Raw genomic sequence first — 18692 nt, forward strand, 5'->3', positions numbered from 1 at the left:
GACCCCGGCCCAGGCCACGGCCGCCGTGCGCGACCACTGGGCCATTGAAAACAAGCTCCACTGGCACCTGGACGTGACGCTGGGCGAAGACGCCCACCGCTTGCGCCAGGCCCAGGCCGTGGAAAACCTGGCCCTCGTGCGCAAAATGGCGCTTAACCTGCTGCAACAGGACCCCACACGGGTCAGCATCAAGAAAAAACGAAAGCGGCTCGGATGGAACGATGCCTATTTAGAAGAGCTGCTGACCCAGATTTGCCACCAACTCGCATAGTGCGGTTAGTCTGTTGTTGACATGTATCCTTGTCCCTTTTGAGTATAGATTTTCTTCGCTCATGCCACTCAACAGTGTTAAGAAGGTGTTGGTATGCAATGTAATTTCCATTACATTTCGCTAGCAAATCGCTGAAGCTTACTATTGGCTCTTTCATAAGCTCCTATTGTGCAAGAGAACGAGCATATTCTAACTCGAAACCTAAGCTATATAAACCATAATTCCCAAGCCAAAGCTAAGCTCTGACTTGGGAATTAAAATTTTACAGCGAAAAGCCTAAACTGGACTACCAGCTCGACTTGGTCACGCCGGGAATTTTCCCGGCGAGCGCCATTTCGCGGAAACGCACGCGGCTGATGCCAAACTTGCGCATGTAGCCGCGGGGGCGGCCGTCAATCATGTCGCGGTTGTGCAGGCGCACGGGCGAAGCGTTTTTGGGCAGCTTGTCGAGACCTTCGTAGTCGCCGGCAGCTTTCAGAGCCTTGCGCTTCTCAGCGTAGCGGGCCACGGTGGCAATGCGCTTGCGCTCCCGTGCTTTGATGGATTCTTTAGCCATGAGTTCGGGAGATTAAGCTTCTTTTTTAGCGTTAGCGAAAGGCATACCGAACGCCTTGAGCAGCTCGTAGCTCTGCTCGTCGTTCTCGGCGCTGGTCACGAACGTGATGTCCATGCCCGAGATGCCTTTGATTTTGTCAATCGAGATTTCGGGGAAGATGATTTGCTCCTTCACGCCAAGCGTGTAGTTGCCACGACCATCGAAACCTTTGTCGTTGATGCCTTTGAAGTCACGTACGCGGGGCAGGGCCACCGTCAGCAGACGGTCCATGAACTCGTACATTTTCTCGCCGCGCAACGTCACTTTCGCACCGATAGGCATGCCTTCGCGGAGCTTAAAGTTCGACACCGATTTCTTGGCGATGGTGGCAATGGCTTTCTGGCCGGTGATAACCGTCAGCTCTTCCACGCCGTTGTCGACCAGTTTCTTGTCAGCTACCGCAGCGCCAATGCCGCGGTTGATGCAAATTTTGGTGACACGGGGTACCTGCATAACGCTCTTGAACTGGAATTTCTCCTGGAGCGCGGGTACGATGTCTTTTCTATAAATGTCTTTGAGACGGGCCATGATGCGGGGGGCTGCTTAAGCCGTTTTGGCAGTGGCACGCTTGGCCTTAGCAGGCGCAGCCGGAGCTGCGGCCGCTGCGGCGCCTTTGCGCACCCGCTCACCGGTGGTGGGGTTGATAGCCTGCACGTTGCTCACGTGCATGGGCGCCTCCATCTTGGTGATGCCGCCCTGGGGCGATTTGGCGCTCGGCTTGTTGTGTTTCGTCACCAGGTTCAACCCTTCAACGGTTACGCGCTGGGTTACCCGGTTTACCGACACGATTTTGCCGGTTTTGCCCTTTTCGTCGCCAGCAATCACCTTCACGGTATCGCCCGACTTTACGTGCAGCTGCACGGGGTCTGCTTTCTTGATAGCCATGGCTTAGAGTACTTCGGGTGCTAGGGATACGATTTTCATGAACTGACGCTCGCGCAGCTCACGGGCCACGGGGCCGAAGATGCGCGTGCCGCGGGGCTCGTCGTTGTTGTTGAGCAACACGGCGGCGTTGTCGTCGAAGCGGATGTACGAACCGTCTTTACGACGAATCTCCTTCTTCACACGCACCACTACAGCCTTGCTCACGGTGCCTTTCTTGGCGTTGCCGGAAGGGATAGCCGACTTAATGGCTACCACAATCTTGTCGCCAACGCTGGCGTACTTCTTGCCCGTGCCACCCAAAACGCGGATGCAGAGGACTTCCTTGGCGCCGCTGTTATCGGCCACCGTCAGGCGGGATTCTTGCTGTATCATCGAATTAGATTATTTAGCGCGTTCAACAATTTCCACCAGGCGCCACCGCTTGGTTTTGCTCAGCGGACGGGTGCTCATGATGAGCACCGTATCGCCTTCGCCGCACTCGTTTTTCTCGTCGTGGGCGTGGAATTTCGTGGTTTTGGTCACGAACTTGCCGTACTTGGGGTGCTTCTGTTTCTGCACCACAGCCACGGTGATGGACTTGTCCATCTTGCTGCTCGTCACCTTGCCGGTGATTTCTTTGCGCATGTTGCGCGAAGCTTCATCAGCAGCGGTTTGGTCTTGGGTTGTTACGTCGGTTGCCATCGGAATTAAGCGGGGTTAGCGGCCTGCTCGTTGTTCCGACGAGTCTGCTCGGTGAGCAAGCGGGCGACGTTTTTACGGTTGGCCTTGAGGCGGGCGGGGTTTTCGAGGGGCGAAATCGCATGGGCGAAACGCAGCTGCTGGCCCGTAGCCTGCTCGGTTTTAATTTGCTCTTTCAGCGCGTCGGCGGAAAGGCCTTTGTTATCGGTCTTGTTCTTCATGACTTAGGCGGCGTCCGTGTAGTCGCGGCGAACCACGAATGAGGTACGAACCGGCAGCTTCTGAGCCGCGAGACGCAGCGACTCTTTGGCTACTTCCAGCGTAACGCCGTCCGACTCGAACATGATTTGACCCGGCTTCACGCAGGCTACCCAATACTCGGGCGAACCTTTACCCTTACCCATCCGCACTTCAGCAGGCTTCTTGGTAATGGGTTTGTCGGGGAAAATGCGAATCCATACTTGCCCTTCGCGTTTCATGGCGCGGGTCATTGCAATACGGGCAGCCTCAATTTGGCGAGCCGTAATCCAAGACACTTCCAGCGACTTGATAGCGAACGAACCGAAGTCTATGGAGCTGCCGCGGTAGGCGAGGCCTGTCACGCGACCCTTTTGCATCTTGCGATACTTGGTCCTTTTCGGTTGTAACATTTTATTGAAATTTTAAAGAATTCAGAAGAGAATAGAACGTCAAAACCAGAACGTCATGCTGAGCTTGCCGAAGCATCTCTACCACGAGAGTAATCAAGCTGATTCAACGAAGCGGTAGAGATGCTTCGGCAAGCTCAGCATGACGTTCTTTTATTTGAGAACGTTCATTTGAAATGGTCTAGCGACGCGGGCCGCGAGCGGCACCACCGGCAGCGCCACCACCAGTGGCGGGGCCATTGCGGCGGGGACCAGCGTTGTCGCCACGGGGGGCACCACCGCCGGCGTTACCGCCACGGTCGTTGCCACCACGGCCACCGGCACCACCAGCACCACCGTCACGACGCGGGCCGCGGTCGCCTTCACGACGCTCGCCACGGGGGCCACGGTCGTCACGACGTCCACCGGCATCGCCACCGGGGTTGGTGAGCTGCTGGTTGGGCGAGAGGTCGGGCTTGCCGAACACCTCACCGCGCATTACCCACACCTTGATGCCGATTTTGCCATACACAGTCTGAGCTTCCGACAAAGCGTAATCGATATCGGCGCGCAGCGTGTGCAGCGGCGTACGACCTTCTTTGTACTGCTCCGAACGGGCAATCTCCGCACCGCCGAGACGGCCACCGCACTGAATCTTGATGCCTTCAGCACCAACACGCATCGCAGCCTGAATCGACATTTTCATGGCGCGACGGAAGGAGATACGAGCGGCCAGCTGCTGGGCGATGCTCTCGCCGACCAGCTTGGCATCCAACTCCGGACGTTTGATTTCGAAGATGTTGATTTGAACGTCTTTGCTGGTGATTTGCTTCAGCTCGTCCTTAATCTTGTCAACCTCCTGGCCGCCTTTACCAATTACCACCCCCGGACGAGCCGTGTTGATGGTGATGGTGATGCGCTTCAGGGTGCGCTCAATCACAATGCGGCTGATGCCGCCTTTCTGAATGCGAGCGTTGATGTACTTGCGGATTTTCTCGTCCTCCACCAATTTCTCGGCGAAGTCCTTGCCGCCGTACCAGTTCGAGTCCCAGCCTTTGATGACTCCCAAGCGGAAGCCAACCGGATTTACTTTCTGTCCCATATTAACTTAGGATTTGGCGTCGGCCTTAGGGGTTTCTTCAGTGGCGGCGGCTGCTTTAGCGCCTTTGCTGCCGAGCTTCTCCACTTTCGTGTCAATTTTCAGCGTCACGTGGTTGCTGCGCTTGCGGATGCGGTGGCCACGACCCTGGGGGGCGGGGCGCAGGCGCTTCAGCTGGCGTCCTTCGTCCACGAAGATTTCGCTGATGTAGAGGTTTGCGTCCTCAATCCGCTCTTCTTCGTTGTGCTGCTGCCAGTTGGCCAGGGCCGAAAGGAGCAGTTTCTCAATCTTCTCGGCGCCGATATTGGCTTCGAAGCGCAACAGGCCGAGGGCCTGGGTCACTTTTTTGCCGCGCACGAGGTCGGCCACCAGACGCATCTTGCGAGGCGAGGTCGGCACATTGCGGAGTTTTGCTACTGCTTCCATCTTAGCGCTTGCCTTTATCTTTTTTGGCGACGTGACCACGGAAGTTACGCGTCGGGGCAAATTCGCCCAACTTGTGTCCTACCATGTTCTCGGTCACATACACCGGGATGAACTTATTGCCGTTGTGAACAGCGAATGTGTGGCCAACGAAATCCGGGGAAATCATCGAGCGGCGCGACCAGGTCTTTACCACCGATTTCTTACCCGCCGTTTCGAGTGCCGTGACTTTCTTTTCCAGCCGGAAGTCAATGTACGGCCCTTTTTTGAGTGAACGTGCCATATATTACTTCTTGCCTTTGCGGCTCACAATCAGGTTCTCCGAATACTTGTTCTTGTTACGGGTCTTCTGGCCCTTAGCCAAAATGCCGTTACGGCTACGCGGGTGACCACCCGACGATTTGCCTTCGCCACCACCCATGGGGTGGTCGACAGGGTTCATGGCCACACCACGAACGCGGGGACGACGACCAGCCCAACGATTCCGGCCGGCTTTGCCCATGCGGACGTTCATGTGGTCACCATTGGAAACGGTACCAACCGTGGCCATGCAGGTAACGAGTACCATGCGCATTTCGCCGGAAGGCAATTTCAACGTGGCGTACTTCTCTTCGCGGGCTACGATTTGGGCGTAGGTACCGGCCGAGCGAGCCATGGCCGCGCCCTGGCCGGGCTGCAGCTCAATGTTGTGAAGGATGGTACCGAGGGGAATCTCGCGGAGCGGCAAGGTATTGCCAACTTCGGGAGCTACACCCGTGCCCGATACGACCGTCGTGCCAACCTGCATGCCGGCGGGCGCGATGATGTAGCGCTTTTCGCCGTCAGCGTAGCTGAGCAGAGCGATGCGGGCGGTACGGTTGGGGTCATACTCGATGGTCTTCACCGTGGCGGGCACACCGGCCTTGTCACGCTTAAAGTCCACGATACGATACTGGGTTTTATGACCACCGCCGATGTAGCGGTTGGACATTTTACCGGAAGAGTTCCGGCCACCCGATTTGGGGAGGGAAGTCATCAATGACTTCTCCGGGGTCGACGAGGTAATCTCGTCGAACGCCGGCGCAACGCGGAAGCGTTGCCCTGGGGTTGTTGGTCTGAGTTTTTTAAGTGCCATTACTAGCTAGTTGTGCTTTTGCGGCGGAAGAATTGAGGCGAAGCCTAGAGGTTGCTATAGAAGTCGATTACATCGCCTTCTTTAACGGTCACAATGGCTTTTTTGCCGTGGGCACGACGACCGGAAACCTGGCCGCCTTTGGTGCCTTTCGACTTCATTTTGCCAATCGTGCGCATCGTGTTGATGTCGGTAATCGTTACGCCGTACAGCGTTTCGATGTCCTTCTTGATTTGCACTTTGTTGGCGGTGCGCTCTACTTCAAAAGTGTAGCGACCTTTCTCGTTGAGGCCGGTGGCCTTTTCAGTGACGATGGGGCGTTTCAGCGTGCTCATTATTCGGCGGTGCTATAGAGTTCAACCAATGAAGCCATGCCGTCTTCCGAAATCAGCAGCGTGTCCGTGTTCAGCAGGTCGTGGGTGTTGAGGCCGATAGGCGTCGACACTTTCACTTTCTGCAGGTTGCGGGCGCTGAGGATGACGTTCTTGTTTACCTCAGCGGTAACAAGCATGGTCTTTTTGCCATTGTTCAGCTTGAGGCCGTCGAGGATGGCAACGAAGTCCTTGGTGCGGGGAGCATCCATGGCAATGTTCTCCACGAGGGAGATTTTGCCATCCTTCGCCAGGCTCGACAAAGCCGAGAGGCGAGCTACGCGCTTGGTCTTCTTGTTCAGCTTGAAGTTGTAGTCGCGGGGCTGCGGACCGAACATCCGGCCACCACCTACGAACACACCCGACTTCATGCTGCCGGCGCGGGCACCGCCCGTACCTTTTTGCTTCTTCAGTTTCTTCGTGGTGCCGTGCACCTCGTTGCGCTGCTTGGACTTGTGCGTGCCCTGGCGCTGGTTGGCCAGGTACTGCTTCACGTCCAGGTACATCACGTGCTCGTTTACTTCGAGACCGAAGATGGCGTCAGACAGGGTCACCTTGCGGCCGGTGTCTTCGCCTTTGAGGCTGTATACTGCGAGTTCCATTGGTTCGTCTATTTCTCGATTACCACGTAAGAATTCTTAGCACCGGGAATCGAGCCGCTCACCAGAATCAGGTTCTTGTCGCCTACTACGCGCATCACCTTCAGGTTCTGCACTTTCACGCGGTCGTTGCCCATCCGGCCACCCATGCGCATTCCTTTGAATACGCGCGAAGGCCAGGAGCACGCACCGATAGAACCGGGGTGACGCAGGCGGTTGTGCTGACCGTGGGTCTGGCCACCAACACCCTGGAAGTTGTAACGCTTCACAACGCCCTGGAAACCCTTGCCTTTGGAGGTACCAACGACGTCCACAAACTCGCCTTCGGCGAAAAGGGTAGCGTCGATGATTGCGCCCGCGGCGTAGGTCGATTCGGCGTCGAGGCGGAATTCAACCAGTTTTTTCTTGGGGGTAGTACCAGCTTTCGTGAAGTGACCAACCAAGGCTTTGGTGGTGTTCTTCACTTTCTTCTCGCCGTACCCAATTTGAATGGCGGTGTAGCCGTCATTCGCGATAGTCTTAACCTGCGTCACTACGCACGGACCCGCTTCAATGAGCGTGCAGGGAATGTTTTTCCCATCCGGAGTGAAGAGGCTTGTCATACCGATTTTCTTACCGATGATGCCAGGCATTCTGTTAATGATTAAATGACACAAAAAGAAAACGACCGAGTGCCGTTTTCGCTAAGGGAGTGCAAAGATAGGAAAAAAGCCTCGGGAATCACAAGAGAGGTTGGAAATATTTTCTCAGTGAGGCTGTTAGCTCGCCGTTCTGACGTAGGGCCTCACCCCCGACCCCTCTCCGCAGGAGAGGGGAGCCAGACGCTACTAGGCGGGCCGCCAGGTCGGGTCGGGGTCGTCGCTGGGCAATGAGCCTTGCAACGCCAGTAGCAGGAAGAAGACCACGAAAGCCAAGCCTATCTGCGTTTCCAGCGTGTACTCCACTAAGAAGGAAAGGCTAATGCTCACATATTGAGCCAGCAGCAGCGGCGCGTGTTTGCGGCGGGCCCACCATGCGGGATAGAACATGCCGATGCAGAATACTAGCAAGCCGAGCGCGCCGTAGGCAGCCAGGTTATAGAGGTACTGATTATGGGGCTGGATGTAGAATTTGGCGCCCATCTCGGGGTAGAGCATGGCGTAGCGCTTGGCCATTTCGCCTTCCAGGTCAGGCTTCCCCACTCCTACTAGCTTGTTGTCGTTCCACACCGCCAAGGCAGCCTTATAGGAATACACCCGCGCGGCAATGGAGTAATTCTTGCCCTCTGCGCTATTGGTTTGCTTAACCTTGCCGACGTCTTCCTGCGTGTTATAGGCCTTGTTGCGAAATGTAGGGAAAGCGACGAAGCTGAGCACCGGCAGCAATACCAACACTGCCGCCAGCGCCCCCGCCTGTTTCCATTGCCGCTTGCGAAGCACCAGCCACAGGATGGCCAAGCCGCCCAAGGCGTAGAAGGTCATTTCCCCGCTGCGCACCGCAAGCAGGTGTAGGAAAAGGGCAAGTACTACAATGCCCCCAATCACCCAACGGCGCCATACAACCTGCACGGCATTGTGCGCCAGCAACAGCGCGCCGGCCGCGATGGCTAGGGTGATGATGAGACTGAAGCGGATGTGGTCCGGCTCTGTAGGCATCACCTTGGAGTGGAGGTAGCTTTCGTTGATTTCGCGGGCGTGCAGCAGGTAGTTGATGGTAGCACCGGCAGCAGCCAGCACCGTCATACCTATCAGCAGCAGCCACAGCCACCGCAGGTAGCGACTTGGCATTGCCGGAAGCAGCCAGAAACCCAACGGCAACGAGAGAAACGGCAGTTGCAGCACTACGTCCCGGCTGTAATCACCCATGTTAGCGGCATCCGTGTTGAAGCCTTGGAAAAGGTGCAGCAGGAACAATAGAAATAAGCTTCCAAACACCGGCCACAAGCTCCGGTTGGCCACCCGGCGGTACACCGCTGAATACACCAGCCCTGTCAAGGCAATGCCCGCCATCCCAATACTGGGTAATACCCGAAACCAGTTGGCGATGAAAATGCCGACGATAATGCAGCCGCAGAAGAACAAGGCGGCCCGGTGTAGGCGAGCTAAGGTGAAAGTGGATTGCATCAGAGTCATTTTCTTATGCGAACAACTCCAAATCCTCCCTCATCCATTTGCATGGTCTACCAGCGAAATGGTCCCGCAGTCTATCTTCTACATGGTTTGCATCCCACACTGCGCATCTCTCAAGTCCCTCACATGCTTCTTTTGAAGCTGGCCGAATCTCTCCACTATTCGGATAGTAGAGTTCGAATCTATCCAGGTGTAATGCGTCTTGAATGAATTTTGTCGGCAGTATTTGTAATGACTGCGGCAATGGTTCAGAACCGATTTTCACCCAACGTCCCGAAGAAACGACATCGTTGTAAACTGCTATGATGAACAGGATAGGCTTATTAGTTATTTTACTAATGTCCTTTTCCTGTTTGGTCACATGAATATCATAAAATGCAAAGCTTGCGAAATCTAGTATTCTCCCGTATGAAAAATGACCTTCGCCTAAGTCGATTTCGATAATGCTTCCTACCGTCCGTCTTTGTCTCGCCATTTCAATATCGATTCGATTAAAGCTTTTTCTGTCATCCCTAGTGCCGCAAGTTCTAAAGAAAAAGCCCCACAGCATTCCTGCAGTGGGGCTTTGACTCAATTAACACTGAAATCGAATCCTCAGACTTTGATTTCTACGTCAACGCCGCTGGGCAATTCCAGCTTCATCAGGGCATCCACAGTCTTCGACGAGGTCGAGAAGATGTCCACGAGGCGCTTGTAGGTGCAAAGCTGGAACTGCTCCCGGCTCTTCTTGTTCACGTGGGGCGAGCGCAACACGGTGAACTTCTCCTTTTGGGTCGGCAAAGGAATCGGGCCGCTTACGATGGCACCGGTGGCCTTCACTGCTTTCACGATTTTCTCGGCCGATTTGTCTACGAGGTTGTGGTCGTAGGACTTCAGCTTAATGCGGATTTTCTGGTTCATTGGGGGTTTTGGTCCGATTGACCAAGTTAGTGACCGGTATTATTTACTTCCTTTTACTTTGGCGATGATGGCTTCGGCCATGTTGGTCGGCACCTGCTCGTAGTGCGAGAACGTGAGCGAAGCCGAAGCCCGACCCGACGAAATCGTACGGAGTGCAGTTACGTAGCCGAACAGCTCCGACAGCGGCACGTCGGCCTTAATCAGCTGGGCACCGCCTTTGGTGTCCATGCCTTTCATCAGACCACGACGACGGTTCAAGTCACCGGTAACGGGACCCGTGTACTCGTCGGGGCACACTACTTCCACGCTCATGATGGGCTCGAGCAATTTCGGGCCAGCCTGGCGGGCAGCTTCGCGGAAACCACCACGGGCGGCAAGTTCGAACGACAGGGCGTCCGAGTCAACGTCGTGGAAAGAACCGTGATAGAGACGCACTTTCATGCCCTCAATCGGGAAGCCGGCCAACGGACCTTGCTTCATGGCTTCTTCAAAACCCTTCTGAATCGGGGCAATGAATTCGCGCGGGATAACACCGCCCACAATGGCGTTGTCAAACTCGAAGCCGGGCTTTTCCGGGTCGGTCTCTTTCGGACCGAGCTCAAACACGATGTCGCCGAATTTACCACGGCCACCGGTCTGCTTCTTGTAGGTTTCGCGGTGGTCGACTTTCTTGGTAAGAACCTCCTTGTATGCCACCATTGGGGCACCTTGGTTGATTTCCACTTTGAATTCGCGACGCATGCGGTCGATGATGATTTCCAAGTGCAGCTCGCCCATGCCGCGCAACACCGTCTGACCGGTCTCGGGGTCGGTGTTTACTTTCAGCGTGGGGTCTTCCTCGATGAGCTTGGCGATGGCCATACCCATTTTGTCAACGTCGGCCTGCGTTTTCGGCTCGATAGCGTAGCCAATTACCGGCTCGGGGAAGCTCATCGACTCAAGGACGATGGGGTGCTTCTCTTCGCTCAGCGTATCGCCGGTACGGATGTCTTTAAAACCAACGCCGGCGGCAATGTCGCCCGCCTGGATTTTGTCAATCGGGTTCTGCTTGTTGGAGTGCATCTGCATCAGGCGCGAGATACGCTCCTTCTTACCGGTGCGGTTGTTGAGCACGTACGAGCCAGCATCCAGCACGCCGCTGTAGCAGCGGAAGAAGCACAGACGGCCTACGAACGGGTCAGTAGCAATTTTGAATGCCAGCGCGGTGAACGGCTCCGAGTTGTCGGGGTGACGCACGATTTCCGCGCCGCTGTCCGGGTCGGTACCGATGATGGCGGGCATGTCGAGGGGCGACGGCAGGTAAGCCATAACGGCATCCAGCATGGTCTGCACACCCTTGTTTTTGAAGGCCGAACCGCACAACACTGGTGAGAACTTCATGTCGATTACCGCCTGGCGGATAACGACCATCATTTCCTCTTTGGTGATGGAGTCGGGGTTGTCGAAGAATTTCTCCAGCAACGCGTCATCATACTCAGCCACGCTCTCAACGAGCTTCTGGCGCCATTCGGCAACGGTTTCTACCAAGTCCTCGGGCACGGGGATTTCGCTGTATGACTTGCCTTCGGTGGCATCGTCCCACACAATGGCTTTGCCGGTGAGCAGGTCAACTACGCCTTTGAAGGTATCCTCAGCGCCAATCGGAATCTGGAGGGGAACGGGGTTAGCACCCAGCTTCTCCTTGATTTCGTTAACAGCTTTGAAGAAGTCGGCACCCGCGCGGTCCATCTTGTTCACGAAGCAGATACGGGGCACGCTGTACTTGTCAGCCTGACGCCATACCGTCTCCGACTGCGGCTCAACACCCGACACGGCGCAGAACAGGGCCACGGCACCGTCCAGCACGCGCAGCGAGCGCTCCACTTCCACCGTAAAGTCTACGTGACCGGGGGTGTCAATGAGGTTGATTTTGTAGAGCTTGGTATCCTCCGTTGGGTCACCCTTAACGTCGGTAGGATAGTTCCAGAACGTAGTGGTAGCAGCCGAGGTAATCGTGATGCCGCGCTCCTGCTCCTGCTCCATCCAGTCCATCGTGGCGGCACCATCGTGCACTTCCCCGATTTTGTGGGTTTTACCCGTGTAATACAGAATACGCTCCGACGTCGTGGTCTTACCGGCGTCGATATGCGCCATAATCCCGATGTTGCGGAGGTATTGTAGTTCTTTGTTGACGGCCATTTTACAATGAGTGAGTTAGTGAATGAGCGAATGAGTGAATGAGGTAAATAGTTCAGCTTGTAAACCATTCACTCATTCACTCATTCGCTCATTCGCACTTGTTTAGAAACGGAAGTGCGAGAAGGCTTTGTTAGCCTCGGCCATGCGGTGGGTATCGTCTTTTTTCTTGACGGCAGCACCTTCACCTTTGGCGGCAGCAATGATTTCGCCAGCCAGCTTGTCCTTCATGGTCTTTTCACCACGACGACGGGCGTACTGAATCATCCACTTGGCACCCACCGAAATGCGGCGGTCGGCGCGCACTTCAATCGGAACCTGGAAGGTAGCACCACCTACGCGGCGGCTTTTCACTTCCACGGTGGGCATCACGTTGTTCAACGCTTTGCGCCACATTTCGAGGCCACTCTCCTTGGTGCGCTGCTCCACGAGGTCGCAGGCGTCATAGAAGATGGTGTATGCCAGGTTTTTCTTACCGTCGTACATCATGTAGTTCACAAAGCGGGTTACCAGCGTCTCCTTGTACTTAGGGTCCGGCAGCAAGATGCGCTTTTTTGGTTTTGACTTTCTCATGAGTTTATTTAGTTGTCAGTTGTTAGTTGCTAGTTGTCAGTTGCTTGGAGGCCCTAAATGGCCTGACAACTGACAACTAGCAACTGACAACTAATAAATTACTTTTTCTTCTTAGCGGGTGCACCCTTCGCTGCTGCGGCGGGCTGACCGGGCTTCGGACGCTTGGCACCGTACTTGGAACGACGCTGGGTCCGGCCGCTTACACCGGCGGTGTCCAGGGCGCCACGGATAATGTGGTAGCGAACACCTGGCAAGTCTTTAACCCGGCCGCCACGAATCAGCACGATGCTGTGTTCCTGGAGGTTGTGGCCTTCACCGGGGATGTATGCGTTTACTTCCTTACCATTGGTAAGGCGCACACGGGCCACTTTGCGCATAGCCGAGTTCGGCTTCTTAGGCGTGGTGGTATACACGCGAGTGCATACGCCCCGACGCTGCGGGCACGAATCAAGGGCGGGCGACTTCGACTTGGTAGTCAAAGCCTCACGGCCTTTCCGTACTAACTGATTGATGGTTGGCATTTAAGGAATGGTTTGTTTGGAGCCGTTTGCCCCTAAAATTTGGCTTGCAAAGGTATGATTATTTCGCCGCAATAGCAAACAGGGTGAGGAGGTTAATTTTCTGATTCCCTGCTGACGCCCTCCGAGCTAACCTCACCCCCGGCCCCTCTCCAAAAGAGAGGGGAGCCTGACGACCTCATGCGCCGAACCGGTGCCCCCTCTCTTTTGGAGAGGGGGTCAGGGGGTAAGGTTGACGCAAGGACAATAAAAAGCGCCTCCACTGAAAATGAAGGCGCTTTCGCAGCTACAGCTTCTATTTAAGCCTACGCCTCCCCTACCGCGCCACCGAAGTTCATCGGGTAGCTCGGGGCTTCATTCTGCATCTTGATGGGGCCGAAGGCGGCTTCAAACCGCTCAATGTTCTCGGTGAGGGCTTGCAGCAGGCGCTTGGCGTGCTCGGGCGTGACGACGATACGCGCCTTCACCTTGGCTTTCGGCAGGCCGGGCATCATGCGGATGAAGTCAATCACGAACTCGCTGTTGCTGTGCGCAATCATGGCGAGGTTGGCGTATTCGCCCTCGGCCATGGCTTCGGAAAGCTCGATGTTGATGGCGTTCGGGTCCGGGTTTTGGTCGTTTGGTTGCATATGGTGGTTATTAGAACATCAACCCGGAACGTCATGCTGAGCTTGCCGAAGCATCTTTACCGCTTCGTTGTTAGCCCTGCCACGTTTCTAAATCAATGTCAGTCCAATCAGGATTTAGGGTGTTGATTAAGGCGTCTTTCTTGGCCCTCGTCCAGCCTTTCAATTGCTTTTCACGAGCAATGGCTTGTGTTGCAACAGGCGAAAGCTCAAAGTAAACCAACAAATCGGCTTGGTAGCGCCCGGTGAATTTGCTGGCATCGCCATTGCCAGCGCGGTGCTCATACAAGCGCCGGCTGAGGTCGTTGGTTACACCGATGTATAGAACCGTACGGCCGGTGTTGGTGAGCATGTAAACGTACATGAGGGATGTCAATGGAACTACGCAAAAGAACGTCATGCTGAGTTTGCCGAAGCATCTTTACCGCGCAACGCAATTATTTACTATTGCGGTAAAGATGCTTCGGCTACGCTCAGCATGACGTTCTGGATTGACGTTCTGGATTGACATTCTCAATAACAGAAAAAGCCGACCGGGTTACCCCAGTCGGCTTTTCCATTACAAACCTACGGCAGATTACTCAGCCGACACTTCGCGCTTGCCAGCACGGCTGGGGCGCTTGGCGGGAACGGCGGCTTCGGCAGCTTGCGCGGCTTGAGCAGCCTCCATCTCCTCTTTCGAGCCGACAATCTGGCGGGTGTATTCGCGCAGACCGGTACCGGCCGGGATGAGGTGACCGACGATTACGTTCTCCTTCAGGCCCAGCAGCTGGTCGGCCTTGCCACGGATGGCGGCTTCGCTCAGCACCTTGGTAGTCTCCTGGAAGGAAGCGGCCGAGATGAACGAGGCAGTGCCCAGCGAGGCCTGCGTGATGCCTTGCAGCGTGGGGCGCGAAACCGAAGGCTGCGCGTCGCGCACTTGCACGAGGGCAAGGTCGCGACGTTTCAGGCTGCTGTTCTCGTCGCGGAGGCGACGGGCCGTCACAATCTGACCGGGCTTCATGTTGCTCGAATCACCGGCTTCGGTCACCACTTTCATGTCGATAATCATGTCGTTCTCGGCCATGAAAATGATTTTATCAATCACCTGATTTTCGAGGAACGACGTGTCACCAGCGTCCAGAATCACAACTTTCTGCATCATCTGGCGAACAACCACCTCGATGTGCTTATCGTTGATTTTCACGCCCTGCAAGCGGTACACTTCCTGAATCTCGTTCACGAGGTACTCCTGCACGGCACCGGGGCCCTGAATGCTCAGGATGTCGGAAGGCGTGATGGCACCATCCGACAGCGGCATGCCGGCGCGGATGAAGTCGTTATCCTGCACCAGAATGTGCTTCGACAGCGGCACCATGTACTTCTTCTTGACCCCGTCTTTCGACTCAACGTAGATTTCCCGGTTACCGCGCTTCACGGTGCCGTAGGTTACTACGCCGTCGATTTCCGATACCACGGCGGGGTTCGACGGGTTCCGGGCTTCGAAAAGCTCCGTTACCCGTGGCAGACCACCGGTAATGTCGCGGGTTTTGCCCACCGAACGCGGAATCTTGGCGAGGATGTGACCAGCCTTAATTTTGTCGTTGTTCTCCACGTTCAAGTGCGAGCCCACGGGGATGCTGTAGCCCTTCTGACCTTCAACATCGCCCTTTTTGCCGGGACGGATAATGATGGACGGGTTCTGGTCCTTCGCCTTCGACTCGATGATAACCTTCTCGCGGTGACCGGTCTGTTCGTCCGATTCCTCGCGGAAAGTAATGCCTTCGGTGATGGCGTCGAACTGCACCGTACCATCAAACTCGGCCAGAATGACGGCGTTGTAGGGGTCCCAGTTGTTGAGTTCCGCACCTTTTTCCACTTCCTGACCTTCCTTCACGAGCATGAATGAGCCGTAGGGAACGTGGTTAGAAGTGAAGACGCGACCGGTGCCTTTCTCCACGATGCGAACTTCGCCCGAGCGGCCCATTACCACGGCACCCTTCACGCCCTCGGCGGTAGTGGTAGTCACGATACGAACGTCTTCGAACTCCACCACACCAGCGAATTTGGCTTTGATGTTCGACTCCACGGCAATGTTGGAAGCCGTACCACCTACGTGGAAGGTCCGCAGGGTCAGCTGCGTGCCGGGCTCACCAATCGACTGAGCGGCGATAACACCGACCGCCTCACCGCGCTGCACCATACGGCCCGAAGCCAGGTTGCGGCCGTAGCACTTGGCGCAAATACCGCGCTTGCTTTCGCAAGTCAGCACCGAGCGAATTTCCACCGATTCAATGCTCGTAGCATCGATGCGGCGGGTGGTGTCTTCCTTGATTTCGGAACCCGAAGTCAGGAGCACCTCCCCGGTCAGCGGGTCGATGATGTCGTGCACCGTTACGCGACCCAGGATACGCTCAGCCAGGGGCTCCACGATGTCCTCGTTGTCTTTCAACGCGAAGGTTTCGATACCGCGCAGCGTACCGCAGTCCGGCTCGTTCACGATTACGTCCTGCGAAACGTCCACCAGACGACGGGTCAGATAGCCGGCGTCAGCCGTCTTCAATGCCGTGTCGGCCAGACCTTTACGGGCACCGTGCGTCGAGATAAAGTACTCAATTACGTCCAGGCCTTCTTTGAAGTTCGACAGAATCGGGTTTTCGATAATCTCACCAATCGAGCCTTGCAGCGACTTCTGGGGCTTGGCCATCAGACCACGCATACCACCCAGCTGACGAATCTGCTCGCGCGAGCCACGGGCTCCCGAGTGCATCATCATGTAGATGGAGTTGAAGCCCTGGTTTTCGCGCTCCAAACGACCCATCAGCGTTTCCGTGATTTGGTTGTTGATACGCGTCCAGATGTCAATAACCTGGTTGTAACGCTCGTTGTCGGTAATCAGACCCATCTGGTAGTTCTGAGTAACGGCCTTCACGTCGTTCTGGGCTTGCAGAATCAGCTCATCCTTCTCTTTCGGAATCTGGATATCACCCAGACCCATGCTCAAGCCACCTTTGTAGGCCGACTGGAAGCCGAGGGTCTTGATGTCATCGAGGAATTGAGCCGTGCGAGCCATGCCCGTGCGCTTAAATACCGTCGAGATGATTTGCTGGAGCTTCTTCTTGGTCAGCAGCTCGTCGATAAAGCCTACTTCCTCGGGAATCATCTGGTTGAACAGCACGCGGCCGGCCACAGTGTCCACGATTTTGGTGACCAAATCGTCGTTCTCGTCGCGAATCTGCGTCCGTACCTTAATGTAGGCGTGCTTCGAGAGCTGGCCTTCATTCAGAGCAATAACAACCTCTTCGTCCGAGTAGAACACCCGGCCTTCGCCCTGAATCTTCTCATCGTCGGTGCTACGCTTGCCTTTGGTCACGTAGTACAGACCCAGAACCATGTCCTGCGACGGCACCGCGATGGGCGCGCCGTTGGCCGGGTTCAGGATGTTGTGCGAAGCCAGCATGAGCATCGAAGCTTCCAGGATTGCAGCCGGCCCGAGGGGCACGTGCACCGCCATCTGGTCACCGTCGAAGTCAGCGTTGAAGGCCGTACAAACGAGGGGGTGCAACTGGATAGCCTTGCCCTCGATGAGGCGCGGCTGGAACGCCTGGATACCCAGACGGTGAAGCGTAGGAGCCCGGTTGAGCAACACGGGGTGGCCTTTCAGCACGTTCTCCAGGATGTCCCAAACCACGGCGTCCTTGCGGTCCACGATTTTCTTAGCCGATTTCACCGTCTTCACGATGCCGCGCTCGATGAGCTTGCGGATAATGAACGGCTTGAACAGCTCGGCCGCCATGTTCTTGGGCAGGCCGCACTCGTGCAGTTTCAGCTCAGGACCCACGACGATTACCGAACGACCCGAATAGTCGACACGCTTACCGAGCAGGTTCTGACGGAAACGGCCCTGCTTGCCTTTCAGCATGTCGGACAGCGACTTCAGGGCGCGGTTGCCTTCGGCGCGCACGGCGTTCACCTTACGCGAGTTGTCGAACAGCGAGTCAACGGCTTCCTGCAGCATCCGCTTCTCGTTCCGCAGAATCACCTCGGGCGCTTTGATTTCAATCAGGCGCTTGAGACGGTTGTTGCGAATGATAACGCGACGGTACAGGTCGTTCAGGTCGGAGGTGGCGAAACGGCCACCGTCGAGCGGAACGAGGGGACGCAATTCCGGGGGAATCACCGGTACCATGCGGATTACCATCCACTCGGGGCGATTCTCCACGCGGGTCGCCGCATCACGGAAAGCTTCCACTACACGCAGACGCTTCAACGCTTCAGCCTTACGCTGCTGCGAGGTTTCGTGGGCGGCGGAATCACGCAGCGAGTAGCTCAACTCATCCAAATTGATGCGCTCCAGCAGCATGTGCAGGGCATCGGCACCCATGCGGGCGATGAACTTGTTGGGGTCCTCGTTGGGCAGCATCTGGTTCTCCCGGGGAAGCTTGTCGATGATGTCCAGATACTCGTCTTCGGTGAGGAAGTCGAGAATCTGCACGCCTTCTTCAGCCAGGGTGCCGGGCTGAACCACGACGTACCGCTCGTAATAGATAATCTGGTCGAGCTTCTTGGTGGGCAGGCCCAGCAGGTAGCCGATTTTGTTGGGCAGCGACTTGAAGTACCAGATGTGCGCAACGGGCACCACCAGTTCGATGTGGCCCATGCGCTCACGACGCACCTTCTTTTCAGTCACCTCCACGCCGCAACGGTCGCAGATAATGCCCTTGTAGCGAATGCGCTTGTACTTACCGCAGTGGCATTCCCAGTCCTTCACAGGGCCGAAAATCCGCTCGCAGAACAAGCCACCCATCTCGGGCTTGTACGTGCGGTAGTTGATGGTTTCAGGCTTCACCACTTCGCCGGTGCTGCGCTCCAAAATTGCTTCGGGCGAGGCCAGCGAAATAGTGACTTTGGAGAAGTCCTGAACTATTTTCTTGTTTTTTGCGAAAGCCATTTGATTGGGGTTAAGCTAGTAGCTGTTGGCTTTGAGCTGCTTGGCGCCTCATTCTTCGCCAGAAGAATGCAAGAGTTCCAAACAGTTTGACTCTTAGAAAAGTGCCTTTGCGAAACAGATAGGTATGTTGAGCAAAAGCACTTTCAAAAGGTCTATTTATTACATCTGACGGCGGGGCGGAACGGGGAGAAGGCCTTCGATTAA

General features: G+C 55.8%; 24 protein-coding genes. 1 reads left to right on the forward strand and 23 read right to left on the reverse strand.

The genetic code is table 11. The features are described 5' to 3' along the window. Positions 1–271: ISAs1 family transposase (locus tag ABD819_RS09425; RefSeq protein ID WP_345123482.1), on the forward strand; the 271-nt coding region annotated here is incomplete at its 5' end. Between the two features lie 286 nt (positions 272–557). On the opposite strand, the gene rpsN is transcribed toward ABD819_RS09425, so the two are convergent. From rpsN to rpoC, 23 genes are all read right to left on the reverse strand, one after another. Continuing rightward, entirely contained in the window at positions 558–827 is a 270-nt protein-coding gene (gene rpsN / locus ABD819_RS09430; protein ID WP_035567891.1) for a 30S ribosomal protein S14, read from the reverse strand. A 12-nt stretch (positions 828–839) separates the two neighbouring features. Beyond that, positions 840–1394, reverse strand: coding sequence for a 50S ribosomal protein L5 (gene rplE, locus ABD819_RS09435; protein ID WP_345123484.1), 555 nt, complete (start codon positions 1392–1394; stop codon positions 840–842). Positions 1395–1409: 15 nt separating this feature from the next. Next, positions 1410–1751, reverse strand: a complete 342-nt coding sequence (gene rplX, locus ABD819_RS09440; RefSeq protein WP_345123486.1) for a 50S ribosomal protein L24 — start codon at positions 1749–1751, stop codon at positions 1410–1412. Positions 1752–1754: 3 nt separating this feature from the next. Continuing rightward, positions 1755–2123: a 50S ribosomal protein L14 gene (gene rplN / locus ABD819_RS09445; protein WP_188561967.1), complete on the reverse strand. Its 369-nt coding sequence runs from the start codon at positions 2121–2123 to the stop codon at positions 1755–1757. A 9-nt stretch (positions 2124–2132) separates the two neighbouring features. Then, on the reverse strand, positions 2133–2432 hold the full coding sequence (rpsQ, locus tag ABD819_RS09450; protein ID WP_188561966.1) for a 30S ribosomal protein S17: 300 nt from the start codon (positions 2430–2432) through the stop codon (positions 2133–2135). 5 nt (positions 2433–2437) lie between these two features. After that, positions 2438–2650 carry a 50S ribosomal protein L29 gene (rpmC, locus tag ABD819_RS09455; RefSeq protein ID WP_188561965.1) on the reverse strand — a complete coding sequence of 71 codons (213 nt, stop codon included), beginning with the start codon at positions 2648–2650 and terminating at the stop codon, positions 2438–2440. A 3-nt stretch (positions 2651–2653) separates the two neighbouring features. Then, complete coding sequence (gene rplP, locus ABD819_RS09460) at positions 2654–3079, reverse strand: 50S ribosomal protein L16 (protein WP_345123492.1); 426 nt, start codon at positions 3077–3079, stop codon at positions 2654–2656. A gap of 178 nt (positions 3080–3257) precedes the next feature. Beyond that, on the reverse strand, positions 3258–4157 hold the full coding sequence (gene rpsC / locus ABD819_RS09465; protein ID WP_345123494.1) for a 30S ribosomal protein S3: 900 nt from the start codon (positions 4155–4157) through the stop codon (positions 3258–3260). 6 nt (positions 4158–4163) lie between these two features. After that, complete coding sequence (gene rplV, locus ABD819_RS09470; protein WP_345123496.1) at positions 4164–4580, reverse strand: 50S ribosomal protein L22; 417 nt, start codon at positions 4578–4580, stop codon at positions 4164–4166. A 1-nt stretch (position 4581) separates the two neighbouring features. Beyond that, a complete protein-coding gene (rpsS, locus tag ABD819_RS09475; protein WP_068191730.1) occupies positions 4582–4860 on the reverse strand; it encodes a 30S ribosomal protein S19 in 279 nt (92 codons plus the stop codon). 3 nt (positions 4861–4863) lie between these two features. Then, positions 4864–5691: a 50S ribosomal protein L2 gene (gene rplB / locus ABD819_RS09480; protein WP_345123498.1), complete on the reverse strand. Its 828-nt coding sequence runs from the start codon at positions 5689–5691 to the stop codon at positions 4864–4866. A gap of 44 nt (positions 5692–5735) precedes the next feature. After that, on the reverse strand, positions 5736–6023 hold the full coding sequence (rplW, locus tag ABD819_RS09485) for a 50S ribosomal protein L23 (RefSeq protein ID WP_345123500.1): 288 nt from the start codon (positions 6021–6023) through the stop codon (positions 5736–5738). Continuing rightward, positions 6023–6661, reverse strand: coding sequence for a 50S ribosomal protein L4 (gene rplD / locus ABD819_RS09490; protein WP_345123502.1), 639 nt, complete (start codon positions 6659–6661; stop codon positions 6023–6025). Before rplD ends, rplW begins: the two co-directional genes overlap by 1 nt. Before the next feature lie 8 nt (positions 6662–6669). After that, positions 6670–7290 carry a 50S ribosomal protein L3 gene (gene rplC, locus ABD819_RS09495; RefSeq protein WP_188561958.1) on the reverse strand — a complete coding sequence of 207 codons (621 nt, stop codon included), beginning with the start codon at positions 7288–7290 and terminating at the stop codon, positions 6670–6672. 195 nt (positions 7291–7485) lie between these two features. Continuing rightward, positions 7486–8760: an O-antigen ligase family protein gene (locus ABD819_RS09500; protein ID WP_345123508.1), complete on the reverse strand. Its 1275-nt coding sequence runs from the start codon at positions 8758–8760 to the stop codon at positions 7486–7488. Positions 8761–8773: 13 nt separating this feature from the next. Next, positions 8774–9316, reverse strand: coding sequence for an immunity 26/phosphotriesterase HocA family protein (locus ABD819_RS09505; protein WP_345123510.1), 543 nt, complete (start codon positions 9314–9316; stop codon positions 8774–8776). 44 nt (positions 9317–9360) lie between these two features. Then, entirely contained in the window at positions 9361–9666 is a 306-nt protein-coding gene (gene rpsJ, locus ABD819_RS09510; protein WP_035567915.1) for a 30S ribosomal protein S10, read from the reverse strand. A 39-nt stretch (positions 9667–9705) separates the two neighbouring features. Further along, on the reverse strand, positions 9706–11844 hold the full coding sequence (gene fusA / locus ABD819_RS09515; RefSeq protein WP_345123512.1) for an elongation factor G: 2139 nt from the start codon (positions 11842–11844) through the stop codon (positions 9706–9708). 102 nt (positions 11845–11946) lie between these two features. Continuing rightward, positions 11947–12414, reverse strand: coding sequence for a 30S ribosomal protein S7 (rpsG, locus tag ABD819_RS09520; RefSeq protein WP_035567919.1), 468 nt, complete (start codon positions 12412–12414; stop codon positions 11947–11949). A 98-nt stretch (positions 12415–12512) separates the two neighbouring features. Continuing rightward, on the reverse strand, positions 12513–12935 hold the full coding sequence (gene rpsL, locus ABD819_RS09525) for a 30S ribosomal protein S12 (RefSeq protein WP_035567920.1): 423 nt from the start codon (positions 12933–12935) through the stop codon (positions 12513–12515). 302 nt (positions 12936–13237) lie between these two features. After that, entirely contained in the window at positions 13238–13561 is a 324-nt protein-coding gene (locus ABD819_RS09530; RefSeq protein WP_345123516.1) for a DUF3467 domain-containing protein, read from the reverse strand. A 70-nt stretch (positions 13562–13631) separates the two neighbouring features. Continuing rightward, on the reverse strand, positions 13632–13910 hold the full coding sequence (locus ABD819_RS09535; RefSeq protein WP_345123518.1) for a GIY-YIG nuclease family protein: 279 nt from the start codon (positions 13908–13910) through the stop codon (positions 13632–13634). Between the two features lie 225 nt (positions 13911–14135). Next, entirely contained in the window at positions 14136–18488 is a 4353-nt protein-coding gene (rpoC, locus tag ABD819_RS09540) for a DNA-directed RNA polymerase subunit beta' (protein WP_345123521.1), read from the reverse strand. Between the last annotated feature and the right edge of the window lie 204 nt (positions 18489–18692).

It is taken from the genome of Hymenobacter antarcticus (genome assembly GCF_039539545.1).
Classification (GTDB): domain Bacteria; phylum Bacteroidota; class Bacteroidia; order Cytophagales; family Hymenobacteraceae; genus Hymenobacter; species Hymenobacter antarcticus.